Below are 22,485 nucleotides of genomic sequence, written 5' to 3'. Positions count from 1 at the left end.
TATGTACGATTTTCGCGAGTGGAAACATGTGTTTAAGCTCGATCCTAATAAAGAAATAACAGATGAAGATCTCGAAAAAGTGTGCGAATCGGGGACAGACGCCATATTGGTTGGTGGGACAGATGGAGTAACGTTAGAAAATGTTCTGCATTTAATGGCCCGTGTTCGCCGCTATACTGTGCCATGTGTGCTGGAGGTTTCGTCTATTGAAACCGTTACACCGGGATTTGATTTATATTTTATTCCGAGTGTACTCAATAGTAAGAATCCGGACTGGATGATGGGGCTGCATCAAAAAGCGGTCAAGGAATATGGGTTACTGATGAATTGGGATGAAGTATTTGTTGAAGGGTACTGTATTTTAAACGCAGAGTGCAAAGCTGCACAATTAACTGAGGCGAATACAATGCTTGATGAGGAGGATGTGGCTGCCTATGCGATGGTGGCTGAAAAGATGTTTAACTTGCCAATTTTCTATTTGGAATACAGTGGGAACTATGGAGATGTGTCGGTTGTTCAAGCGGCTAAAGAGAACCTAGAAAATACGGTTCTTTTTTATGGTGGAGGTATTACGTCAGCTCATCAAGCAAGCGAAATGGCTCAATTTGCTGATGTTGTCGTTGTTGGTAATATTGTCTATGACGATTTACAAGCTGCTTTAGAGACAGTTAAGGCTGTTAAATAGCTATAGATGTAGTATAATTTAAGAACAAATGTTCGTTAGGTGGTGCAATGATGCAATTTTTAGTAGAGAAATTATTAAACGGGTTGAATCAACAGCAGCAACAAGCAGTTAAAGCAACAGAAGGTCCTCTATTAATTATGGCAGGAGCAGGAAGCGGAAAGACACGTGTGCTGACTCATCGAATTGCTTATTTAATGGTAGAGAAGCAAGTGGCGCCGTGGAATATTTTAGCCATTACGTTTACAAATAAAGCCGCGCGTGAAATGAAAGAACGAATTCGCAGCATTTTAGGGGGAACGTCTGATGATATTTGGATTTCAACGTTTCACTCGATGTGTGTTCGAATTTTACGCCGGGATATCGATCGCATGGGCTTTAGCCGCAATTTTTCAATATTAGATACAACGGATCAACAATCTGTGATTAAACAAATTTTAAAAGATCGCAATATGGATCCAAAGAAAAATGATTATCGCTCGATTTTAGGAAGCATCAGTTCCGCAAAAAATGAGCTGGTTACGCCGGAGGAATATGCGAAAACAGCGGCTGATTTTTATACGCAATCTGTATCTGATGTGTATACCGAATATCAAAAACGACTTCGTAAAAATCAAGCCCTCGACTTCGACGATTTGATTATGATGACGATTCAATTATTTCAACGTGTTCCAGAAGTGCTTGAATATTATCAGCGGAAATTTCAATATATTCACGTTGATGAGTATCAGGACACGAATCGCGCACAATACATGCTTGTAAAGCTATTAGCTTCACGTTTTCGTAATTTATGTGTAGTGGGAGATTCAGATCAATCTATCTACCGCTGGCGTGGTGCGGATATCGCGAACATTTTATCTTTCGAAAAAGATTATCCGAATGCAACGATGATTTTCTTGGAGCAAAACTATCGTTCAACGAAACGGATTTTGGAAGCTGCCAATAAGGTGATTGAGAATAATCGTAACCGTAAACCAAAAAATCTTTGGACAGAAAATCTAGAAGGCGAGAAAATTTTCTATTATCGTGCAGATAGTGAACAAGGAGAAGCACAGTTTGTAGCTGGAAAAATTAATGAGCTCACAAGGAATGGAAAAACATTATCTGATATTGCGATTTTATATCGTACCAATGCCCAGTCGCGGGTAATGGAGGAAGTTTTACTAAAATCGAATCTGAACTATACCATTGTTGGCGGGACAAAATTCTATGATCGTAAAGAGATTAAGGATTTACTGGCCTATTTACGTCTGATTTCAAACCCGGACGATGATATTAGTTTACGCCGCATCATTAATGTGCCGAAGCGCGGGATTGGGGCTACTTCGATGGATAAGGTTGCGGATTATGCGCGGCAGTATGATCTTTCCATCTATCAAGCTCTTGAGTCTGTAGAGATGATTGGTATAAGTGCCAAAGCAACAAAATCGGCACGTGAATTTGCTAATTTAATTAGAAATTATACGAATCAGCAAGAATACTTGTCTGTTACAGAGCTTGTAGAAGAAGTGCTTGATAAAACGGGTTATCGTGATATGCTTCAAACAGAAAATACAATCGAAGCGCAAAGTCGTTTAGAAAATATTGATGAATTTTTGTCAGTAACAAAAGCATTTGAAGATAATAATGAAGACAAGTCGCTTATCGGCTTTTTAACAGACTTAGCGTTAGTAGCAGATATCGATCAACTAGATGAACAAAAAGTTGAAGAACAAGATCAAGTAACGCTTATGACACTTCACTCTGCAAAAGGTCTTGAATTCCCTATTGTCTTTTTACTAGGCCTAGAAGAAGGTGTCTTCCCGCATAGCCGTTCATTGGCAGATGAGCAAGAAATGGAAGAAGAGCGGCGCTTGGCGTATGTTGGTGTCACTCGTGCTGAGGAGCAATTATTTATTACAAATGCTCAAATGCGGACATTATTTGGTCGGACGAATATGAATCCTGTTTCTCGTTTTGTTAGTGAAATTCCAGCAGAGCTATTGGAAGATTTAAAACCAGCTCCTAAAAATAAAACGTCCTTTAGTTTAACAGCACGAACGTCAGCGACGGCACCGCGAAAAGCACCAGCTTCATTTGGTCGTGCAGTTTCAACTCCATCTGCGACAGGAGGCGATGGAATCGATTGGGCAGTCGGTGATAAAGCGTCTCATAAAAAGTGGGGAATTGGCACGGTTGTTAGTGTGAAGGGTGAAGGAGAAGGAAAAGAGCTGGATATTGCCTTTCCAAGTCCAACAGGTATTAAGCGTCTGCTTGCTAAATTTGCTCCAGTTGAAAAAGTATAAGGTGAAGGAACAGTATGTAAATTACGCTGTTACCTTCTTATTAAAGGAAGGACTGAATTTATGGCTGTACCAACTGAAAAGATAGTTCGTGAATTACAAGCTTTATTAAACCAATACAACTATGAATACCATGTCCTCGATAAGCCATCTGTTCCAGATGCAGAATATGATCGACTTTTACGAGAACTGATTGAATATGAAGAAAAATTTCCAGAACTAAAAACATCTGATTCACCAACGCAGCGCGTAGGTGGTGAAGTGTTGAGCATGTTTCAGAAAGTAGAACATACTTCGCCGATGCTTAGTCTGGGGAATGCCTTTAATGAAGGAGACTTACGGGACTTTGATCGAAAAGTGCGACAAGCGGTAGGCGATGATTTTTCTTATGTGTGTGAACTGAAAATTGATGGACTAGCTGTAACACTTCAGTATGAAAATGGTTATTTCGTTAAAGGTGCGACACGTGGAGATGGTACAATAGGAGAGGATATAACCGCTAATTTAAAAACGATTAAGTCCATTCCGTTAAAATTGAACGAGCTCCTTACTATCGAAGTTCGCGGTGAAGCGTTCATGCCAAAAAAATCATTTGAAGCGTTGAATACATTAAAAGAAGAAAATGGAGAAGAGCCTTTTGCTAACCCGAGAAATGCGGCTGCTGGTTCATTGCGACAACTTGACCCTAAAATTGCAGCGAAGCGAAATTTAGCGATTTTTCTTTATGCCATTGCGGATATAGGAGAAACAGGTGTCCAGTCACATAGTGAAGGATTAGACTTGCTCGATCAACTTGGCTTTAAAACGAATCAGGAACGAAAACGCTGTGAGACGATTGAAGATGTACTGGCTTTTATTGAAGGCTGGACCGAAAAACGGCCACATTTAGCGTATGAGATTGATGGAATTGTTATTAAGGTGGATTCTTTGGAGCAGCAAGAGCAATTAGGCTATACAGCGAAAAGTCCACGTTGGGCGATTGCTTATAAATTTCCCGCAGAAGAAGTGGTAACAATTCTTCGTGATATCGAATTATCAATTGGTCGTACCGGCGTGTTAACTCCTACAGCGATTCTTGATCCTGTACGCGTAGCTGGAACAACGGTTCAACGTGCTTCGCTTCATAATGAAGACCTAATTCGTGAAAAGGATATTCGAATAGGTGATTCAGTCGTTGTAAAAAAAGCGGGAGATATTATTCCAGAAGTGGTGAATGTTTTAGTAGACCGTCGAACAGGAGACGAAGTAGAATTTCGTATGCCAACAGAATGTCCAGAATGTGATAGCGAGCTAGTTAGACTTGAAGGGGAAGTGGCATTACGATGCATCAACCCAAAATGTCCGGCTCAAATTCGAGAAGGACTTATTCACTTTGTTTCACGGACGGCTATGAATATCGATGGTCTTGGAGAAAAAGTCATTAGTCAATTGTTCAAGGAGCAACTCATTCAGGATGTAGCGGATATTTATAAGCTAACGTATGAGCAACTGATTGGCTTAGAAAGAATGGGAGAAAAATCCGTTAATAATTTACTTCAAGCAATTGAAGCGTCGAAGGATAATTCACTTGAAAAATTACTGTTTGGTCTTGGTATTCGTCATGTTGGTGCAAAAGCAGCGAAAACATTAGCTCAGCAATTTGGGACACTGCATGCCCTGCGTCAGGCAACTGTTGAAGAACTAACTGCTATTAATGAAATTGGCGAAAAGATGGCAGATTCGATTGTGACTTACTTCGAATTAGACGAAGTTTCTGCATTAATCGATGAATTAGAGGCAGTGGGTGTGAACCTTGCTTATAAAGGGGCTAAACCAGTAGCGGCAGATGAAGTAGATTCTATTTTTGCTGGTAAAACGGTTGTTTTAACGGGGAAACTAGTACAATTAACGAGGAATGAAGCAAAAGAGAAGTTAGAAGCACTAGGCGCAAACGTAGCGGGCAGTGTAAGTAAAAAAACAGATTTAGTGATTGCTGGTGAAGATGCGGGCTCTAAGCTTGCGAAAGCGGAAAGCTTAGGAATTACCGTATGGGATGAGGAGCAACTCATTGAAGAACTAAATAAATAAGAGGTGTACATGATGAAGAAACACTCCATTCTCGGAATGGTTCTTGTTTTGCTGCTTGCTGGGTGTGCCCCAAGTTTTGATAAAGAACAAGAGGTGGTCCAAGATTCAGAAGATAAAAAGGAAACAGCAATCATCCCGAAATATAAAATTTCAGATGAGTACTATCAAACGATTCTACCATTTGAGCCATCGAAAGCTCGCGGTCTTGTCGTCTCTAATTTGAATACTAGATACGACATTGAGGAATTTGAAAATGGCTTAATGCGGATTGCTCAAACTCAATTTGACCCGGATGACTACTTGTTCCAAGAAGGACAACTATTGGACAATAAAACGACTTCTAGGTGGTTAGAACGTAAATATACGAAAGCACAGCTAAAAGAAAAAGATCGAAAAGAATCTGAGAATCTAGGATTAAATCCGATTGATCCAGGAAAAGGCGATATTGCTAAACGAAATGAAGAAAATCCAATTTATTTAGCACATATTTTAGAGCATAACTATCTGGTTAAATCGGATAACAATAAAGTAAGTCTTGGTGGTGTCGTAATTGGTTTGGCACTGAATTCGGTTCATTATTATCAGAAAGAAGCATATGGTGCTACGTACGAGACAGATATTAGCAGTGCCGAAGTAGAAAAGGAAGGAAAGAAAATTGCTGCGCAAGTATTGAAGCGACTACGCGCAATGGACGAGATGAAAGATATTCCGATTACAATTGCTTTATTTGAGCAAAAAGAAAAATCATCCGTTGTGCCGGGGAATTTTATTTCCTATACAAATATTAATCATAAATCGAGTGAAATTAGTAAATGGGTCGATGTGGATGAAGAATATTACTTATTTCCTTCTTCAACTGCTGAAAAGAAATATCGTGATGATGTGAATACCTTTACGAATTTTAAAGAAGATGTAGAGCAATATTTCCCTAACTTTAATGGTGTCATTGGACGAGCTTTTTATATAGATAAGCAACTACAAAGTTTAAATATCGACATTCCGATTCAGTTTTATGGGAATTCTGAAGCGATTGGATTTACACAATATGTAGCTGGTTTGATTATGGAGCGATTCCCGAAATATATTTCCATTCAAGTATCGATTACTTCTGTGAACGGACCAGAAGCGTTAATTGTTCGCGAAACGAATCAGGATGAACCAACGGTCCATATTTATGAGTAGGAAAGTGATGAAGCTGATTATAGCTTCATCCTTTTTTCTCGGAAATTTCGCCATGCTTCTGTTATTTCCCAGAAAATATTTGTAGATGTTTTGAATTTCGACAACGTTTCCGATGTTGCTTTATTCTGCAATAGTTTGATATGATTTAAAGGATGATTTTAGCGGTGTTACAAAATAAAAAAGTCTAAAAATTTTCAAGATATTTTAGTGTCTAGCGGCTAGCTCGGTATGAAAAAGATGGTGATCCTTAAAGGTCGAAAGTACCTGTTGAGTCAATGTCTATTTCCCAACGAGCTGATTCAGTCGTTTGCGCTTTTTTAAAATTAGCGGAGGTGAAGAGAATGTCACGTATTTCTATGGAACAAGTTAAACATGTTGCTCATTTGGCTCGTCTTGCGATTACGGAAGAGGAAGCAAAGCAATTCCAAGATCAACTAGATAAAATGATTTCATTTGCAGAGCAATTAAATGAATTAGATACAGATCAAGTAGTTGCGACTTCTCATGTATTAGATATGAAAAATGTTATGCGAGAAGATGTAGCTAAACCAGGTTTACCAATTGAAGAGGTCGTGAAGAATGCCCCGGATCATGAAGATGGGTATATTCGTGTGCCATCTATTATTGAATAAGGAGGGAATATGATGTCGTTGTTCGAACAAAAGGTTTCAGAGCTTCATCAACGTTTACATAATAAAGAAATTAGCGTCACAGACCTCGTTGACGAATCGTATAAACGAATTGGACAGGTGGAAGGTCAAGTACAAGCATTTTTAACATTAGACGAAGAAAATGCGCGTACACAAGCGAAACAATTGGATGAAAAGTTAGCGAAAGGTGAAACAACAAATCCTTTATTTGGGTTACCAATTGGTGTGAAAGATAATATCGTTACAAAAAATTTACGTACAACTTGTGCAAGCAAAATTTTGGAGAACTTTGACCCAATTTACGATGCAACCGTTGTACAGAAGTTGCAACAAGTAGAAACGGTTACAATTGGGAAATTAAATATGGATGAATTCGCAATGGGTTCTTCTAATGAAAACTCAGCATTCCAAGCAACAAAGAATCCATGGAATACAGACCATGTACCAGGTGGATCTTCAGGTGGTTCAGCTGCATCTGTAGCTGCAGGAGAAGTATTATTCTCGCTTGGTTCTGATACAGGTGGTTCCATTCGTCAACCGGCTGCCTACTGTGGCGTAGTTGGTTTAAAACCTACATATGGCCGTGTCTCTCGCTTTGGCTTAGTTGCGTTTGCGTCATCTCTTGACCAAATTGGTCCGATTACAAGAACAGTAGAAGACAATGCATACTTACTTGAAGCTATCTCTGGACTTGATCCAATGGATTCAACATCAGCGAATGTTGACGTACCAAGTTTTGTGAACGCATTAACAGGTGATGTAAAAGGCTTGAAGATTGCCGTTCCAAAAGAATATCTTGGTGAAGGTGTTGGAGAAGAAGCGCGCAATTCTGTATTAGCGGCATTAAAAGTATTAGAAAGCTTAGGTGCAGAGTGGGAGGAAGTATCTCTTCCACATTCTAAATATGCCCTAGCTGCTTACTATTTATTATCTTCTTCGGAAGCTTCGGCAAACCTGGCTCGCTTTGACGGTGTTCGTTACGGTTATCGTACAGATAATGCAGAAAACTTAATTGATATGTACAAGCAAACACGTGCAGAAGGTTTTGGAGCCGAGGTAAAACGCCGTATTATGCTTGGAACATTCTCTTTAAGCTCTGGTTATTACGATGCATATTACAAAAAAGCACAAAAGGTACGTACATTAATTAAAAAAGATTTCGAAGACGTTTTCCAAAAATACGATGTTATTATTGGACCGACTGCGCCAACACCAGCGTTCAAAATTGGTGAGCAGGTAAAGGACCCATTAACGATGTATGCGAATGATATTTTAACGATTCCAGTAAACCTTGCAGGGGTACCAGGCATTTCGATTCCATGTGGTTTCTCTAAAGAGGGATTACCACTAGGCTTACAAATTATCGGTAAGCATTTTGATGAAAGCACAGTTTATCGCACAGCTCATGCATTTGAGCAAGCAACAGATTTTCATAAACAATTTCCTAAACTGTAAGGGGTGAAAAACAATGGAATTTGAAACGGTTATTGGTCTTGAAGTGCACGTAGAATTAAAAACAGATTCAAAAATTTTCTCAAGCAGTCCGAACCACTTCGGTGCCGCTCCAAATAGCAACACAACAGTTATTGACCTTGGATATCCTGGTGTGCTGCCTGTTGTGAACAAAAAAGCGGTTGATTATGCAATGAAAGCGGCAATGGCGTTAAACTGTCAAATTGCGCCGATTACAAAATTCGATCGTAAAAACTACTTTTATCCGGATAATCCGAAAGCGTATCAAATCTCTCAATTCGACCAACCGATTGGTGAACATGGCTGGATTGATATTGAAGTAAATGGAAAAACGAAACGAATTGGTATTACGCGTATTCATATGGAAGAAGATGCGGGTAAACTAACACATACAAACTATGGTGTTTCTCTTTGTGATTACAACCGTCAAGGAACACCGCTTGTTGAAATCGTTTCTGAACCGGATATTTCATCTCCAGAAGAAGCATATGCATATTTGGAAAAATTAAAATCAATCATCCAATATACAGGTGTTTCGGATTGTAAAATGGAAGAAGGTTCTCTTCGCTGCGATGCGAACATTTCATTACGTCCAGTTGGTCAAAAGGAATTCGGTACGAAAGCAGAATTGAAAAACTTGAACTCCTTTAACTTCGTTCGTAAAGGCTTAGAGTACGAAGAAATTCGTCAAGCAGAAGTATTGAGCGAAGGCGGCGTTATTGAGCAAGAAACACGTCGTTTTGATGAAGCGACAGGAAAAACTCTTCTTATGCGTGTTAAAGAAGGTTCTGATGACTATCGTTATTTCCCAGAGCCAGATATGTTAACGATTCATATCGATGAAGAATGGAAAGCACGCATTGCGGCGGAAATTCCAGAGCTTCCAGATGCACGTCAAAAACGTTATGTGGAAGAGCTAGGGTTACCAGCTTACGATGCTGCCGTTTTAACGGTGACGAAAGAAACAGCGGACTTCTTTGAAGCTTCGGTATTAGCAGGTGCAGAAGCAAAACAAGCTTCGAACTGGATTATGGGTGAACTTTCTGCTTACTTAAAGACAGAAAACAAAGAGTTACATGATACAGCATTAACAGCTGAGGCATTAGCTGGAATGATTAAGCTTATTGAAAACGGGACGATTTCTTCTAAAATCGCCAAAACGGTTTTCAAAGAGCTTGTTGAAAATGGCGGAGATGCTGAAACAATCGTTAAAGAAAAAGGTCTTGTTCAAATTTCGGATGAAGGTGCTCTTCTTAAAGCGATTGAAGAGGCGATTGCTAATAGTCCTCAATCTGTTGAAGACTTTAAAGCTGGTAAGAAAAAAGCAGTGGGCTTCCTTGTTGGTCAAGTGATGAAAGCAACACAAGGACAAGCGAATCCACAGCTTGTAAATAAATTATTAGTACAAGAGTTAAATAAACTATAATGCAAAAACCGTATCACTTTTTACAAGTGATGCGGTTTTTTATAGGTGAGAAAATCTGATTGACTACACATTTAAAATGTGTAGTACTTTCTATTTAAGTAATTGCACTATTAATAGTATGATATGGAGGACGATTAGCAAAATAAAGGATGGAGGTACATAATGGCGAATAAGAAAAATAAAAAGAATCAATCTTCAACATTTACTTTTTGGATTATTGGCTTAGTTGCAGTTATTATTATCGGCTTTATATTTTTAGCACAAGGAAAAGATCAAGAGTCCACTTTTGAAATGGATTATCAAGGACAGCCTTATTTAGGGGAAGAGTCCGCTCCTGTTCAAATTGTTGAGTTTGGTGACTATAAATGCCCAGCTTGTAAGGCTTTTGAAAAGGGATTTTTTCCTCTAATGAAAGAAGCATTGATTGATAGCGGAAAGGCTCAATTTTATTTTATGAATTACTCGTTTATTAACGTTGATTCAGAACGTTCGGCTAAATTTGCTGAGGCGGTTTATCAGGAGTTAGGGAACGAGACGTTCTGGAAATTCCATGAGCTATTATTTACTAAACAGCCTGATGACCTTAAATATGAAAAAGTGGACGTCTATACTGATAAATTTTTAGAAGATACATTGAAAGAAATTGTGAGCAAAAGTGATGCTGCTAAAGTAGTGAAGACTTTTAAGGCGAAATCGGCTGAAGAAGCATGGCAGGTGGATATGGACGCTGCAAGTGAATTAGGAGTAACAGGAACTCCGGCGATATTTGTAGATGGTAAAAAGTTTGAAGGAAATACGCTTGAGGACTTAGAAAAGATGGTAGATGAAGCCGCAAAGGAGAAGTAAGCAATGAATAAATCACTGCTGTTTTCTTGGATTATCGCCATTATTGCGACAACGGGAAGTTTGTACTTTAGTGAAGTTCTTCATTATGTACCGTGCACGCTTTGTTGGTATCAGAGAATTTTGATGTATCCGTTAGTGATTTTGTTAGGCAGGGCTTTCTACGATCAAGATCAGAAGGTATATCGCTATATTCTTCCTCTATCGATTTTAGGTCTACTCGTGTCAGGCTATCACTATAGTCTGCAAAAAGTGCCGTCTCTACAACAATTTGAAATATGTACAAGCGGTGTTCCTTGTTCGGGGGAATATATTAATTGGTTAGGGTTTATTACGATTCCTTTTCTAGCTTTTGTCGCTTTCTTGATGATTACGGTTTGTATGATTATACTTGCTCGAAAATCCCGTCATGAGTAGGAGGGAACGATTTAATCAAACGTTTGATTAAATCGTTGGGAAGTAGAAATGAAGTAGTGTTTGAAGACGTTATACATGAAAAAACAGGGAGGTAACGACTTCCTGTTTTTTTCATGTGATTCAGTGAAATTAACTTAAATCGTTATCATTCATAATTTCTTCAATGGAGTTTGTAAGATGAATTGCACGTAGCGTGATGTCATCTGCGGCTGTATACTCGATTGAGCCGTTGCCTCCAAGATAAAAATCAATCTTTCTATTTTCTGCAGCGAATTGATCAAGAGTTTGCAGCAGAGAAGGATTTTGTTTGAAAGGAAGCGTCGTTGTAGCAGAGAGCAGAACTTTAGCAGGCTTTAGTTTGCTCACTAATGATTCAATTGAGCCGGGAGCGGGTGAGGCCCCTATTAATATCGTTTTCCAACCTCTTACCATAAATTGAAGCAATAGAATATGCAAAGGTACTTCGTGCTGTTCATATGGGAGACATGCACCTATAATTAAAGGAGCGTCATCTTTACATTGGTAGCTTCGACGAATTTGTACTAAGAAGTCTCGTACAGCAAGACTTGAGATGGCCTCTTGATATTCACTCCATTCTCCTTTCTCCCATTTCCTCCCGACTTCTTTTAAAAAAGGGATAACGATGGATGTTAAAAACATATCCAATCCAACACGATGGTAGGCTTGTTGTAATATAAGATTTAGTTCTAAGTCATTACAATGGTTCCCTTTTTCGAGCAGTTGAAAGACATAGTTGTTCAACCCTTTATGATGTTGGATAGTTTCCTGTTTAAGAAAGATATCATCTCTCGACCCACTTTTCTCTTTTGCCAGGGCAACAGCTTGTTTAATAGGACATCCTTGCTCTGATAGTGCTTTAACTTCTAAAATGATGTTTACATCTTGTTTGCTATATATTCTATATCCATTCTCTAATCTCTTCGGTTGAACAAGTTCATATCTCTCTTCCCATTTGCGGATCACTTGCTTAGATAGTCCTGTAAGATCCGCGACTTGTTGTATATAGTACATCCCGCTGATATCAGGTTCACTCATGTTTCTCATCCTTTCAACAAGTTACTCGAATCCTAAGATTTTATTATCTAACTTAAGGTATAACGAATATTTCCTCAATGTACAATGTTAATGATATAACATTATACAATACTTTGACATTGGAATTAAATGTGGATGTGAGGTTTTTTATTAGGGAAAGAGGGAATATGAACTTTTAAGTTAATGGGTTTTAGATACATCCCTCTCTAAAATTCATAAAAAATTAACACTTTGTATAAAGTTTGTGAATAGACTATATACAAACATTTTACCGTGTTGTATTATTTTGTTAAAAGGATGTGAAGGAATGTTTTTAGCCTGGAATGAAATCAAGAAGAATAAATTGAGATTTACTTTAATTATGGGTGTGTTAATGCTTATTTCTTATTTGGTTTTCTTTTTATCTGGTTTGGCAACGGGGCTTGCTAACCTGAATAGAGAATCAGTAGACAAATGGGATGCAACGGGTATTGTCTTAACAGAAGAATCTGATAAAAGTTTGCTTCAATCATCGCTGACTCTCGATGATGCGGAGAATGTTGAAGCTGAAGAAACAGCAGTAATCAGTCAGATGAATGCGATTGCTAGCAACGGTGATACAAAGAAAAATGTAGCGATCTTTGGTATCCGTGAAGATGAATTTATTATGCCTAATGTGACGGAAGGGAAAGCTTTTTCAAAAAGTAATGAAGTGATTGCTAGTGATGCATTAAAAGAAGAAGGTTTTCAAATAGGAGATGAATTAGATTTATCTTCTACGGAGGAAACGGTCACAATTGTTGGTTTTACAGATGAAGGACGATTTAATGCAGCTCCTGTTCTCTATGGAGATTTATCGACGCTCCATAAAGTGAAATATGGCGAAGCGGCAGAGATGAATAAAGATCAAATAAATGGGATTGTTGTACGCGCAGATGATATATCTACTCTCACGAAAGATGATGAATTAGAAGCGATTGAAATTGAGACGTTTATCGAAAATTTACCGGGTTATACGGAACAAAATTTAACGTTAAACTTTATGATTTACTTTTTATGTATTATTTCCGCAGTTATTGTCGCTATTTTCTTATACGTGTTAACGGTTCAAAAGATTAGTATGTTTGGTGTCATGAAAGCACAAGGGATTTCTAATGGCTATTTATCTCGATCAGTTGTGGCTCAAACTTTCATTTTAGCAGCTATTGGTGTATGTGTAGGTTTTCTATTAACTCTTATTTCCGGTGCCTTTTTGCCAAGTGCAGTGCCAGTGTCTTTTGATATAGTAACCATGATTGTATATGGCATACTATTAATTGTTGTTGCTGTATTAGGCGCTTTATTTTCCGTACGTACCATTGTAAAAATTGATCCTTTAAAAGCGATAGGAGGGTAAGGAATGACGGCTTTAGAATTGAGTCATGTAACGAAGTCTTTCGGTACAGGGCATACAAAAGTTAATGCACTGAAGGAAACAAACTTTCAGGCTGACAGAGGAGAGCTTATCGCGATTATCGGTCCATCCGGTTCAGGCAAAAGTACCTTTTTAACGATTGTGGGTGGATTACTCACTCCTTCTACAGGTGATGTTATTATTAATAACCAAAAGCTTACGTCATTAAATGAGAAGAAGCGCTCAAAGATTCGACTGCAAGAGATTGGCTTTATTTTGCAAGCTTCTAATTTAATTCCTTTTCTGACGGTAGATAAACAGATGAAGTTGCTGGATAAAGTAAAAAAGGGAAACATGACAAAAACTGAATTAGAGCAGCTTTATCATGACCTAGGCATTGAAGGTCTTCGTAATAAATACCCAGCGGATTTATCTGGAGGCCAACGTCAGCGGGTAGCGATAGCGAAAGCGCTGTATAGTAACCCATCAATTATTTTGGCAGATGAACCAACAGCATCGCTTGACTCAGATCGCGCGTACGAAGTGATGGAGCTTTTAAAGAATGAAACAAAGAATAAGAATACAACAACCATTGTTGTCACTCATGATACGCGCTTAATTGGTTATTTTGATAAAGTGTATAAGATGACAGATGGTGTTCTGACATTAGAGGAAAAAGAGTCTGCTAGTTGAATCCAGCAGAATAGTAGAATAGTTAATTGATGTATAAAAGGGGATGTCCTATGAGTTAAACGCTTATGAACATCCTCTTTTTGTTTAGTTAAAGTAAGAAACTCGAAGATAAATGAGATAGTTCGATTGATTAAATGGAAAAGTCGAAGATATTTTGCTTTTTATGGGAGATATTTGGGATAATCATGTCTACTCTGTTATTAAAACTAGAGTTTTAGAATAAATTGCTATATAATTTCTTCTTGAAGTTGATTACTAGAGAATCGGTATAATAGTCCTTGTTTTTTCGAAAAAAAGCTACGTTGCTTTTTTCAAAAAGGAACGTTAACATGTAATTTGTGGAATCTATTTGAAGGATGATGGGAAATGAAAAGAGCAAGATTAATCTATAACCCGACATCAGGACGGGAAGCGATGAAGAAAAGTTTACCTGAAGTGCTAGCGAGACTTGAGGCAGCTGGATATGAAGCTTCCTGTCATATGACGACAGGTGAAGGTGACGCAACACGAGCGGCTGAAATTGCGATTGAGCGGGGTTATGATGTGGTAATTGCAGCGGGTGGTGACGGAACGATTTATGAGGTTGTCAATGGATTAGCTCGAGCGGAGAAACGTCCGAAACTTGGTATTATTCCGACCGGCACAACGAATGACTTTGCACGGGCCTTGCATTTACCGAAGTCGATTGAAGGTGCAGCTGATATCATTGCAGATGGACATACGATGCCAATTGATATTGGTAAAATGAATGATAAATACTTCATTAATATTGCTGGCGGAGGTCGTCTAACTGAGCTAACATATGAAGTACCAAGCAAGCTTAAAACGATGCTTGGACAACTTGCTTATTATATAAAAGGAATTGAAATGCTGCCTTCATTTAAAGCGAGTGAAGTAACGATTGAATATGATGGAAAGCTTTTTGAAGGCGAAATTATGCTATTTTTGGTAGCGAATACAAACTCAGTTGGCGGTTTTGAAAAGTTAGCACCTGATGCTTCTTTGAATGATGGCATGTTTACACTGCTCATTTTGAAAAAAGCTAATCTTGCTGATTTTGTTCGAATCGTTACGCTGGCGATACGCGGTGAGCATGTTCATGATAAAAATGTAATTTATGTTAAGGCTAATCGAATTAAAGTAACAACAAAAGAAAAAATGATGTTGAATCTAGACGGTGAATTTGGCGGAGTGACTCCGGCAGAATTTGTTAATCAATATCGCCATTTTGAAGTATTTATTCCTCGCAATACGTTAGCAGATGATCCAGAAAATCAATAAAGGGGATGCGCTATGTTAATTAGACAAGCTGTTCAAGCGGATGCTAAAAAGGCTGTCAGGTTATTTCGTGATGCGATTAAAGATATTGCGGAAGCATTAACAGGCGAAAAAGAGGAAGAAAGAGTTTTGGCTGTACTAGCTGATTTCTTTACACAAAAAGGAAATAGACTTAGTTATGAGAATTGTACCGTATGTGAAATAGATGGTTCAGTTGCTGGGGTAATGTTAGGCTATGATGGCGGAGATGCAGAGAAATTGGATGAACCATTAGCTGCTCGCTTACGAGTGCTGAAAAACAACCCAACCTTTAAGCTAGAGAAGGAAGCAAAAGAAGGGGATTTCTATATTGACACATTATGTGTGGATTCTGCTTTCCGTGGAAAGGGAATCGGAACGAAACTCCTTCAGGTTGCGGAACAATACGCCAAAGCAAAAGGGTACAAGCGTATTTCTTTAGCTGTTGAAGAAGATAATAAAAAAGCACAACAGCTCTATACAAAAATAGGTTATAAGATTGCTGATCGGATTACAATCCATCATCATCAATATCAATATCGGGTAAAAACATTGCAATAAAAAAATACGGTTTGAAACCGTATTTTTTTATTGTTTTTATTTATAGTAATCGATAGATAAATGATAGACAGTAGAATGGACTATCTACAATTGCTGTTCATTTTGTCCATTCATTGCTGCCCAATCTGCATAAGTGCCGCTACCGTTGCAGCCGGGACAGTCATGAATATCAGAAAAATGATACTCCGTCGGCACAAAGGAGCTGTAACCGCGTCCGTAACAATCTGGGCAAAACCCTTTCTCCTCCATTTTAGCGCGATGTTTTTCAATTCGATTTGCGTTCCATGCTGAAATTCCACTAAACAATCCCATTATACTCACCTCTTTTTACCTTATTTTTCTTAAGAAGCGATTTTTTTATGCATCATGTACGAGAGTTTTTCTTTCTATATTATTTTATGAAAAAAGGAACTGTTTGGTGAATAGTGCTAGATGTGATAAAATACTGCTAGTTAAAAGGAAAAGAGAAGGTAAATCATGAAGAAAACTATTCCGGTAAAGAAAAATGAATACATAGAAGTAACATTTGAAGATTTAACCCATGATGGAGCGGGGGTAGCTAAAGTTGAAGGCTATCCGATTTTTGTTGCTAATGCTTTGCCAGGGGAGCGAGCGGTAATTAAAGTAACAAAAACAAATAATGGCTACGCGTTTGGTCGCCTAACCGAACTTCTTGAGAAAAGTCCAGAGCGCGTCGATCTATCAATGGAAGATCAGAATCGATATGGTGGATGTCAAATTCAGCATTTAAGCTATAAAGGGCAACTTACATTCAAAGAGAAGCAAGTACGTGAAGTAATGACTAGAATCGGTAAATTAGAAGATGTGACGATTCACCCGATTATCGGGATGGAAGAACCTACCCACTATCGTAACAAAGCTCAAGTGCCTGTCGGTGAAAAGGATGGAAAGCTGATCGCCGGTTTCTTTAAGCCGCGCAGTCACGATATTGTGGAAACAAAAGAAAGTATTATTCAGCATCAGGTGATTAATGAGTCCGTACAAGCAGTGAAGGAAATCTTTAGCGATCTCCATATTCCTGCCTATAATGAAAAAACACATAAAGGTGTACTTCGACATATTATGGCTCGCTATGGAAAACAAACAGGTGAATTAATGGTTGTTCTTGTTACAAGAACAGACAGTATCCCATTTGTAGAAACAGTAGTGAAGGAAATAATTGCACGTCTGCCGCATGTGAAGTCTATTGTTCATAATGTAAATTCGAAGAAAACGAATGTTATTTTAGGAGAAAAAATGAATATTCTCTGGGGAAGTGAAGTGATTTATGACTTTATTGGCGATGTAAAGTTTGCAATCTCCGCTAAATCATTTTATCAAGTGAACCCAGACCAAACGAAGGTGCTTTATGAAAAAGCATTAGAATACGCAGGGCTGACAGGTGAAGAGACGGTTATTGATGCATATTGCGGAATCGGCACGATTTCACTGTTTTTAGCTCAAAAAGCGAAAAAGGTGTTCGGTGTTGAAATTGTTCCAGAAGCAATTGAAGATGCACGCCGTAATGCGCAATTGAATGAAATCACAAACGCAGAATTTGCTGTCGGTGCAGCGGAAACGGTGATTACCGATTGGTATAAAGAAGGAAATGCGGCCGATGTGTTAGTCGTCGATCCACCGCGTAAAGGCTGTGACGAATCTTTATTAAACACAATTATAGACATGAAACCGAAGAAAGTCGTTTATGTTTCATGTAATCCAGGAACGCTGGCAAGAGACTTAAGAATCCTTGAAGATGGCGGTTATAAAACAACGGATTTACAACCAGTAGATATGTTCCCAATGACGACGCATGTGGAGGCAGTTGCGAAGATTGAATTGAGATAGACTGAATTAGGTGCCTGTTGCTTGAAGTGACAGGCACCTAATTTATGAAGATGAGAATGACAATTAGATAAAATGTAATAACAGTATGTTAGATTCATTAATCTGCTTTTAAAGAGGGTAAAAATAGCAAAGGTATTAACTGCTAAGGACATAATAGATATATTTGGAAATAGGGAATAACATTAACAAAAGAAGAACTTAGAGCCTTATTACGAAAAGAAGGACATCAGAATTATAAGGAGTGCGGAGATAAATTCGCCAGAAACTTCTTAAAAGAACTAGCTATTAAATACAGGGGATAATGGTATTAAAGGTTGATACAGGTGATGACATGATACATACCTACTCAGGTAAGACAATACAATTTGAGATAAAGTACAAAAATCGAACTTCCATAGGAATTTCGATAGATAGCTATGGGAAAATTGAAGTGCAGGCTCCGAAAAGGACACCTGATGAGAGAGTGATTCAGGCATTAGAGGATAAATGGAATCTCATTCAGCAAAAATTAAAAGAAATGAAAGATAGGATGAATGGACCACAGGAAAAGGTCTATGAGAATGATGAGAGCTTTCTTTATTTAGGAGACACTTATCCCATAAAGATCATCCAAGATATACATATACTGCAAGACCATGTCGTGTTTGAAGGAGAAAAGCTGTATGTATATGTGAAGCAGCTTGATGATGAAAAGAATAAACAAGCATTAAAACGATTTTATTACCAGCAGTGTAAGGTATTAGTGGAGAAGAGTATCTCTTCTTATCAAAGTAACTTCAAAACAAAACCGCGTTCTATACGTATTTCGGATAGTAAAAGTACGTGGGGAACCTGTGATTCAAAGCGACAACTAACATTTAATTGGAGGCTGGCAATGGCGCCGCGTGAGGTAATTGACTATGTAGTCGTTCATGAAATGTGTCACATGGTCCATCTGAATCACGACCGCTCCTTCTGGCGTCTTGTTGGAAAAATAATGCCTGACTATAAGGAAAAAGAAAACTGGTTGGCTTTAACAAACTGGAAAATGACTGTTTAGGAGCAAATGATAGAAACAATGTGCTGAATTAACCCATAAGCTTTTTTGTATGTTTAGATCTAATAGATAATTAGTAATTACTTTGTTGTATAGGTCAAAAAAATGACCAGCACGTCATATGTTGCCACATACACTCTGCACGTGTGGAATGTGTCGCGAAGCTGGAACTTGTGTCACAGTGATATAATCATTTGTGGATAATTCCTTTCAGATAAATTAAAAACCTTACCGAGAGTGATTTGTGTATATTTTTTCTTTTCTTATATTGAGTATGGTGTGAAAGGGTTGAAAGTAAAAATTATAAACGAAATGACCGATGATTTAATAAGATTAATAATGTCTCTATGATGCAAATAAAAGGATGCTTAGCTCATTGTCAAACCTTTTCTCAATAGTTTTTTTCAATTTGAAAGAACTATTGGAGAGCCTAGGTCAGGATGAGTAAGCATCCTTCTTTGCTCTAATATTAAGACCCTTTTTGTATATTCACTATTTTACGGTGCTGTTGCTTTGTGAATAATTGCTCATAATGGGGTTAGTTTTTTTAAAAATATTTCTTAACAAAAAATGGATTTAGCGCAACGATGACTTAATTATTGGTGGATAAATAGTTTTGGCTGAATAAAAAATTTTCTAGAGAGAAAATGGTTACAGATTTTTTATAAACAAATAATAATGCTATTGCTAAATTGGTAATAATTAACCAATATTATTTTATTAAGAGTATTTCAAAAAATGTTTTTAAGTATAATTTATTTTGTAAGCGCTTTTTAATCGGGCGATTGCTAACCTGGACTTTATGTAGCTAACTATTAAAGAAAAGGTGAGTTGTATGAAAAGCAATAGAGAACAGTCACTCTGATATAGAGGAGGGAACAAAAAACGATTACCTTAATGTTATTGTGACGAAAATATAATTAGAATTTCTATTTGGTTTTCTATTAAAGTAATTTAATATTTTAACAATATACCATATTTATGGTAATATTGTAATAAATTGTTTTGGTAGTTTTAAAAACTAAAATAGGGGTGTTTTGAATGAAGAAGTTTGGTTTATTATGTTTGTTCTTGGTCCTTTCTCTCTTTGTCGCTGCTTGTGGATCCAATGATACGGCAAGTGATAAAGAGAAAGGTGAGGCAGAAAAAAGTGAAAAGGTATATAAAGTTGGTGTAGATACAACTTACCCTCCATTTGAATTTAAAGAAGGAAATGAGTATAAGGGTATCGATATTGACTTAATTAATGCTATTGCGGAAAATCAAGGCTTTAAGATTGAACTTTCGCCAATGGACTTTGGTGGGATTATTCCAGCGATGCAAGCTAATCAGCTTGATGTAGCTATTGCAGGTATGAGCATTACCGATGACAGAAAAAAAATCGTAGATTTCTCAGAACCATACTTTGATGCAGGAGTAACAGTGGTTGTAGGAAAGGATAATACAACTATTAAATCCGTTGATGATTTGAAAGGGAAAACGGTTGCAGTTAAGAAAGGAACAACAGGCGCTAAATATGCACAAGATAATGTTGATAAATACGGTTTTAAAATCGTTCAATTTAACGACAGTCCTGCCATGTTCCAGGAAGTAGCTAACGGCAATGCAGACGCGCTATTAGAAGATTATCCTGTTATTTCTTATGCAATTGCTCAGAAAGACCTTGGTTTGAAAATCGTAGGTGATCGTTTGAATGGAGATCAATATGGAATCGCTGTATTAAAAGGGAAAAATCAGGATTTATTAGAAAAAATCAATAAGGGTCTTGCTGAGCTTAAAGAAGATGGAACATATGATAAAATACTAAAAACTTATCTTGCTGAGTAAGTGCTTCATGATGGAAAGCGCGCATAAAGCGCGCTTTCTCTTTGGGAATAAGGAAATACAACCTTTTCAATCGAATACAACAGGCGAGTAAGCCGAGCGTTAGTTATCATTACACAAGCGGGATCTCTTAGTATAAATATTGTATCGAAAGCTGTGCTTTTAGATGACTGAGCCTGGGCAATCGGTGAGTTTTACTTAAAGGGGGATGAACAGGGTGGATGTAATTACTTCAGCTTTTCCTATATTACTTGAAGGATTAAAAGTAACGCTATATATATTTATAATAGCGATTATACTAGGTTTTATTATCGGTCTAGCGGTGGCCTTACTAAGATTGGCACCACTCAAGATTTTGAACTGGATTGCCAAGATTTATGTTGATGCTATTCGAGGAACGCCTTTTATTGTGCAATTATTCTTTATTTACTTCGGGATCAATTCTTTGCAAATAATTTCTCTTAATAATACAACTGCGGGTATTATTACTGTTGCTATCAATGCTGGAGCTTATTTTTCTGAGATTATAAGAGCTGGGATTCAATCTATTGATAAAGGACAAACAGAAGCGGCAAGATCAATCGGATTGACTAGTGTTCAATCCATGCGTTTTGTAGTGCTACCACAGGCGTTTAGAAGAATGCTTCCGACGATTACGAACCAATCGATTATAAGCTTAAAAGATACATCGCTTTTATCCGTTATTGGGATAGCAGATCTAACACAGCAAGGGCAAATTCAAGCCTCTGCAACTTTCGAAGCCTTTAAAATTTGGTTAATTGTCGGTGTTATATACTTTATTATTATTTATTTATTAACTATTCTTGCTAACTTTGTCGAAAGGAGGTTCCAACTCAGATGAGCATCATAACTGTAAAAAACTTAAAAAAATCATTTGGGAATGTAGAAGTTTTAAAAGACATTAATGCAGAAGTGCAGGAAAAAGAGGTAGTCTGTGTAATTGGACCCTCTGGTTCAGGAAAAAGCACTTTCCTGCGTTGCTTAAATCGACTAGAGGAAATTTCAGGTGGTAAGGTCATCGTTAATGGACACGATATAACTGCCCCAAAAGTTGATATAAATAAAGTGAGGCAAGAAGTTGGAATGGTTTTTCAACAATTTAATCTATTCCCTCATAAAACGGTTTTAGAAAACATCACTTTAGGACCCATCAAGATTCACGCTACTGGGAAAGCAGAAGCGGAAAGGTTAGCGTTAGAACTACTTGATAAAGTAGGACTACAATCAAAAGCTAATAGCTATCCCGGAGAACTATCTGGAGGCCAAAAGCAGCGGGTTGCCATAGCAAGAGCACTGGCAATGAATCCTAAAATTATGCTATTTGATGAGCCGACATCGGCTCTAGACCCTGAAATGGTTGGGGATGTTTTAGAAGTAATGAAGCAGCTTGCTAAAGAAGGGATGACGATGGTCGTCGTTACCCATGAAATGGGCTTCGCTCGAGAGGTTGGTGATCGTGTTATTTTTATGGATGGGGGATATATTGTTGAAGAGAATGAACCGAATCAATTATTCGGTAACCCACAACATGAACGCACTAAAGCGTTCTTAAGTAAGGTTCTTTAGGTAGACATGGAAATTTTATTGATGTTATAGCCAACACCATATCTATTGCTATATAGGAAATGTTCAGTATGTAGTGCAATTCATTTTGATATAAAAAAGAAGCAGGAAATCTTTAAAATTTCCTGCTTCTTTTACATGGAACTTCGATAATTGTCTAACGATCTATAGGCACTTTACTAATGAAAAGCTT

General features: G+C 37.7%; 20 protein-coding genes and 1 pseudogene. 19 read left to right on the top strand and 2 right to left on the bottom strand.

The window, feature by feature from the left end; all coding sequences use genetic code 11:
• Nucleotide 1: 1 nt before the first annotated feature.
• The 9 genes from pcrB to ACE199_RS16900 all read left to right on the top strand — a co-directional run bounded on the left by pcrB (nucleotide 2) and on the right by ACE199_RS16900 (nucleotide 11,022).
• A complete protein-coding gene (gene pcrB, locus ACE199_RS16940) occupies nucleotides 2–685 on the top strand; it encodes a heptaprenylglyceryl phosphate synthase (protein ID WP_127758857.1) in 684 nt (227 codons plus the stop codon).
• Between the two features lie 50 nt (nucleotides 686–735).
• Nucleotides 736–2,967, top strand: a complete 2,232-nt coding sequence (gene pcrA / locus ACE199_RS16935; protein ID WP_375350898.1) for a DNA helicase PcrA — start codon at nucleotides 736–738, stop codon at nucleotides 2,965–2,967.
• 60 nt (nucleotides 2,968–3,027) lie between these two features.
• The gene (gene ligA, locus ACE199_RS16930) at nucleotides 3,028–5,031 is read left to right on the top strand and encodes an NAD-dependent DNA ligase LigA (protein ID WP_375350874.1); all 2,004 of its coding nucleotides are present in this window, start codon (nucleotides 3,028–3,030) and stop codon (nucleotides 5,029–5,031) included.
• Nucleotides 5,032–5,043: 12 nt separating this feature from the next.
• A complete protein-coding gene (locus ACE199_RS16925; RefSeq protein WP_375350897.1) occupies nucleotides 5,044–6,213 on the top strand; it encodes a CamS family sex pheromone protein in 1,170 nt (389 codons plus the stop codon).
• Nucleotides 6,214–6,554: 341 nt separating this feature from the next.
• Entirely contained in the window at nucleotides 6,555–6,845 is a 291-nt protein-coding gene (gene gatC, locus ACE199_RS16920) for an Asp-tRNA(Asn)/Glu-tRNA(Gln) amidotransferase subunit GatC (protein ID WP_127758859.1), read from the top strand.
• A gap of 12 nt (nucleotides 6,846–6,857) precedes the next feature.
• A complete protein-coding gene (gene gatA / locus ACE199_RS16915; protein WP_127762412.1) occupies nucleotides 6,858–8,318 on the top strand; it encodes an Asp-tRNA(Asn)/Glu-tRNA(Gln) amidotransferase subunit GatA in 1,461 nt (486 codons plus the stop codon).
• A gap of 13 nt (nucleotides 8,319–8,331) precedes the next feature.
• On the top strand, nucleotides 8,332–9,762 hold the full coding sequence (gene gatB / locus ACE199_RS16910; RefSeq protein ID WP_127758860.1) for an Asp-tRNA(Asn)/Glu-tRNA(Gln) amidotransferase subunit GatB: 1,431 nt from the start codon (nucleotides 8,332–8,334) through the stop codon (nucleotides 9,760–9,762).
• Between the two features lie 162 nt (nucleotides 9,763–9,924).
• Nucleotides 9,925–10,608, top strand: a complete 684-nt coding sequence (locus ACE199_RS16905; protein ID WP_127758861.1) for a DsbA family protein — start codon at nucleotides 9,925–9,927, stop codon at nucleotides 10,606–10,608.
• 3 nt (nucleotides 10,609–10,611) lie between these two features.
• Entirely contained in the window at nucleotides 10,612–11,022 is a 411-nt protein-coding gene (locus ACE199_RS16900) for a disulfide oxidoreductase (protein WP_252292780.1), read from the top strand.
• A gap of 129 nt (nucleotides 11,023–11,151) precedes the next feature.
• Here the strand turns inward: ACE199_RS16900 and ACE199_RS16895 are convergent, their stop codons facing one another.
• A complete protein-coding gene (locus ACE199_RS16895) occupies nucleotides 11,152–12,078 on the bottom strand; it encodes a MerR family transcriptional regulator (protein WP_375350871.1) in 927 nt (308 codons plus the stop codon).
• Nucleotides 12,079–12,385: 307 nt separating this feature from the next.
• Between ACE199_RS16895 and ACE199_RS16890 the strand changes: the two genes are divergently transcribed.
• The 4 genes from ACE199_RS16890 to ACE199_RS16875 all read left to right on the top strand — a co-directional run bounded on the left by ACE199_RS16890 (nucleotide 12,386) and on the right by ACE199_RS16875 (nucleotide 16,000).
• The gene (locus ACE199_RS16890) at nucleotides 12,386–13,453 is read left to right on the top strand and encodes an ABC transporter permease (RefSeq protein WP_375350869.1); all 1,068 of its coding nucleotides are present in this window, start codon (nucleotides 12,386–12,388) and stop codon (nucleotides 13,451–13,453) included.
• Nucleotides 13,454–13,456: 3 nt separating this feature from the next.
• Nucleotides 13,457–14,143: an ABC transporter ATP-binding protein gene (locus ACE199_RS16885; RefSeq protein WP_252282918.1), complete on the top strand. Its 687-nt coding sequence runs from the start codon at nucleotides 13,457–13,459 to the stop codon at nucleotides 14,141–14,143.
• A gap of 366 nt (nucleotides 14,144–14,509) precedes the next feature.
• Nucleotides 14,510–15,424 (top strand): diacylglycerol kinase, encoded by a 915-nt coding sequence (locus ACE199_RS16880; RefSeq protein WP_375350868.1) that lies wholly within the window; start codon nucleotides 14,510–14,512, stop codon nucleotides 15,422–15,424.
• Between the two features lie 12 nt (nucleotides 15,425–15,436).
• Nucleotides 15,437–16,000, top strand: a complete 564-nt coding sequence (locus ACE199_RS16875) for a GNAT family N-acetyltransferase (protein WP_375350866.1) — start codon at nucleotides 15,437–15,439, stop codon at nucleotides 15,998–16,000.
• A gap of 84 nt (nucleotides 16,001–16,084) precedes the next feature.
• Here ACE199_RS16875 and ACE199_RS16870 read toward each other — a convergent pair whose 3' ends face one another.
• Entirely contained in the window at nucleotides 16,085–16,312 is a 228-nt protein-coding gene (locus ACE199_RS16870) for a methionine aminopeptidase (protein ID WP_375350865.1), read from the bottom strand.
• A gap of 165 nt (nucleotides 16,313–16,477) precedes the next feature.
• On the opposite strand from ACE199_RS16870, the gene rlmD reads away from it, so the two are divergent.
• From rlmD to ACE199_RS16840, 6 genes and pseudogenes are all read left to right on the top strand, one after another.
• Entirely contained in the window at nucleotides 16,478–17,848 is a 1,371-nt protein-coding gene (gene rlmD / locus ACE199_RS16865; protein ID WP_375350863.1) for a 23S rRNA (uracil(1939)-C(5))-methyltransferase RlmD, read from the top strand.
• Between the two features lie 99 nt (nucleotides 17,849–17,947).
• A pseudogene (locus tag ACE199_RS16860) lies at nucleotides 17,948–18,150 on the top strand (DUF1456 family protein); the annotation flags it as partial.
• Nucleotides 18,151–18,179: 29 nt separating this feature from the next.
• Nucleotides 18,180–18,887, top strand: coding sequence for a M48 family metallopeptidase (locus ACE199_RS16855; protein WP_375350896.1), 708 nt, complete (start codon nucleotides 18,180–18,182; stop codon nucleotides 18,885–18,887).
• Between the two features lie 1,038 nt (nucleotides 18,888–19,925).
• Nucleotides 19,926–20,711: a transporter substrate-binding domain-containing protein gene (locus ACE199_RS16850; RefSeq protein WP_375350862.1), complete on the top strand. Its 786-nt coding sequence runs from the start codon at nucleotides 19,926–19,928 to the stop codon at nucleotides 20,709–20,711.
• 214 nt (nucleotides 20,712–20,925) lie between these two features.
• The gene (locus tag ACE199_RS16845; RefSeq protein ID WP_375350861.1) at nucleotides 20,926–21,570 is read left to right on the top strand and encodes an amino acid ABC transporter permease; all 645 of its coding nucleotides are present in this window, start codon (nucleotides 20,926–20,928) and stop codon (nucleotides 21,568–21,570) included.
• Nucleotides 21,567–22,295 (top strand): amino acid ABC transporter ATP-binding protein, encoded by a 729-nt coding sequence (locus tag ACE199_RS16840; RefSeq protein WP_375350860.1) that lies wholly within the window; start codon nucleotides 21,567–21,569, stop codon nucleotides 22,293–22,295. The genes ACE199_RS16845 and ACE199_RS16840 overlap by 4 nt, the downstream gene beginning before the upstream one ends.
• The last annotated feature ends 190 nt before the right edge of the window (nucleotides 22,296–22,485 follow it).

This window comes from Peribacillus sp. Hz7, assembly GCF_042136355.1.
GTDB lineage: Bacteria > Bacillota > Bacilli > Bacillales > DSM-1321 > Peribacillus > Peribacillus asahii_A.
The sequence above is the reverse complement of the archived record's forward strand: the minus strand, read 5'-3'. Positions and strand labels throughout refer to the sequence as shown.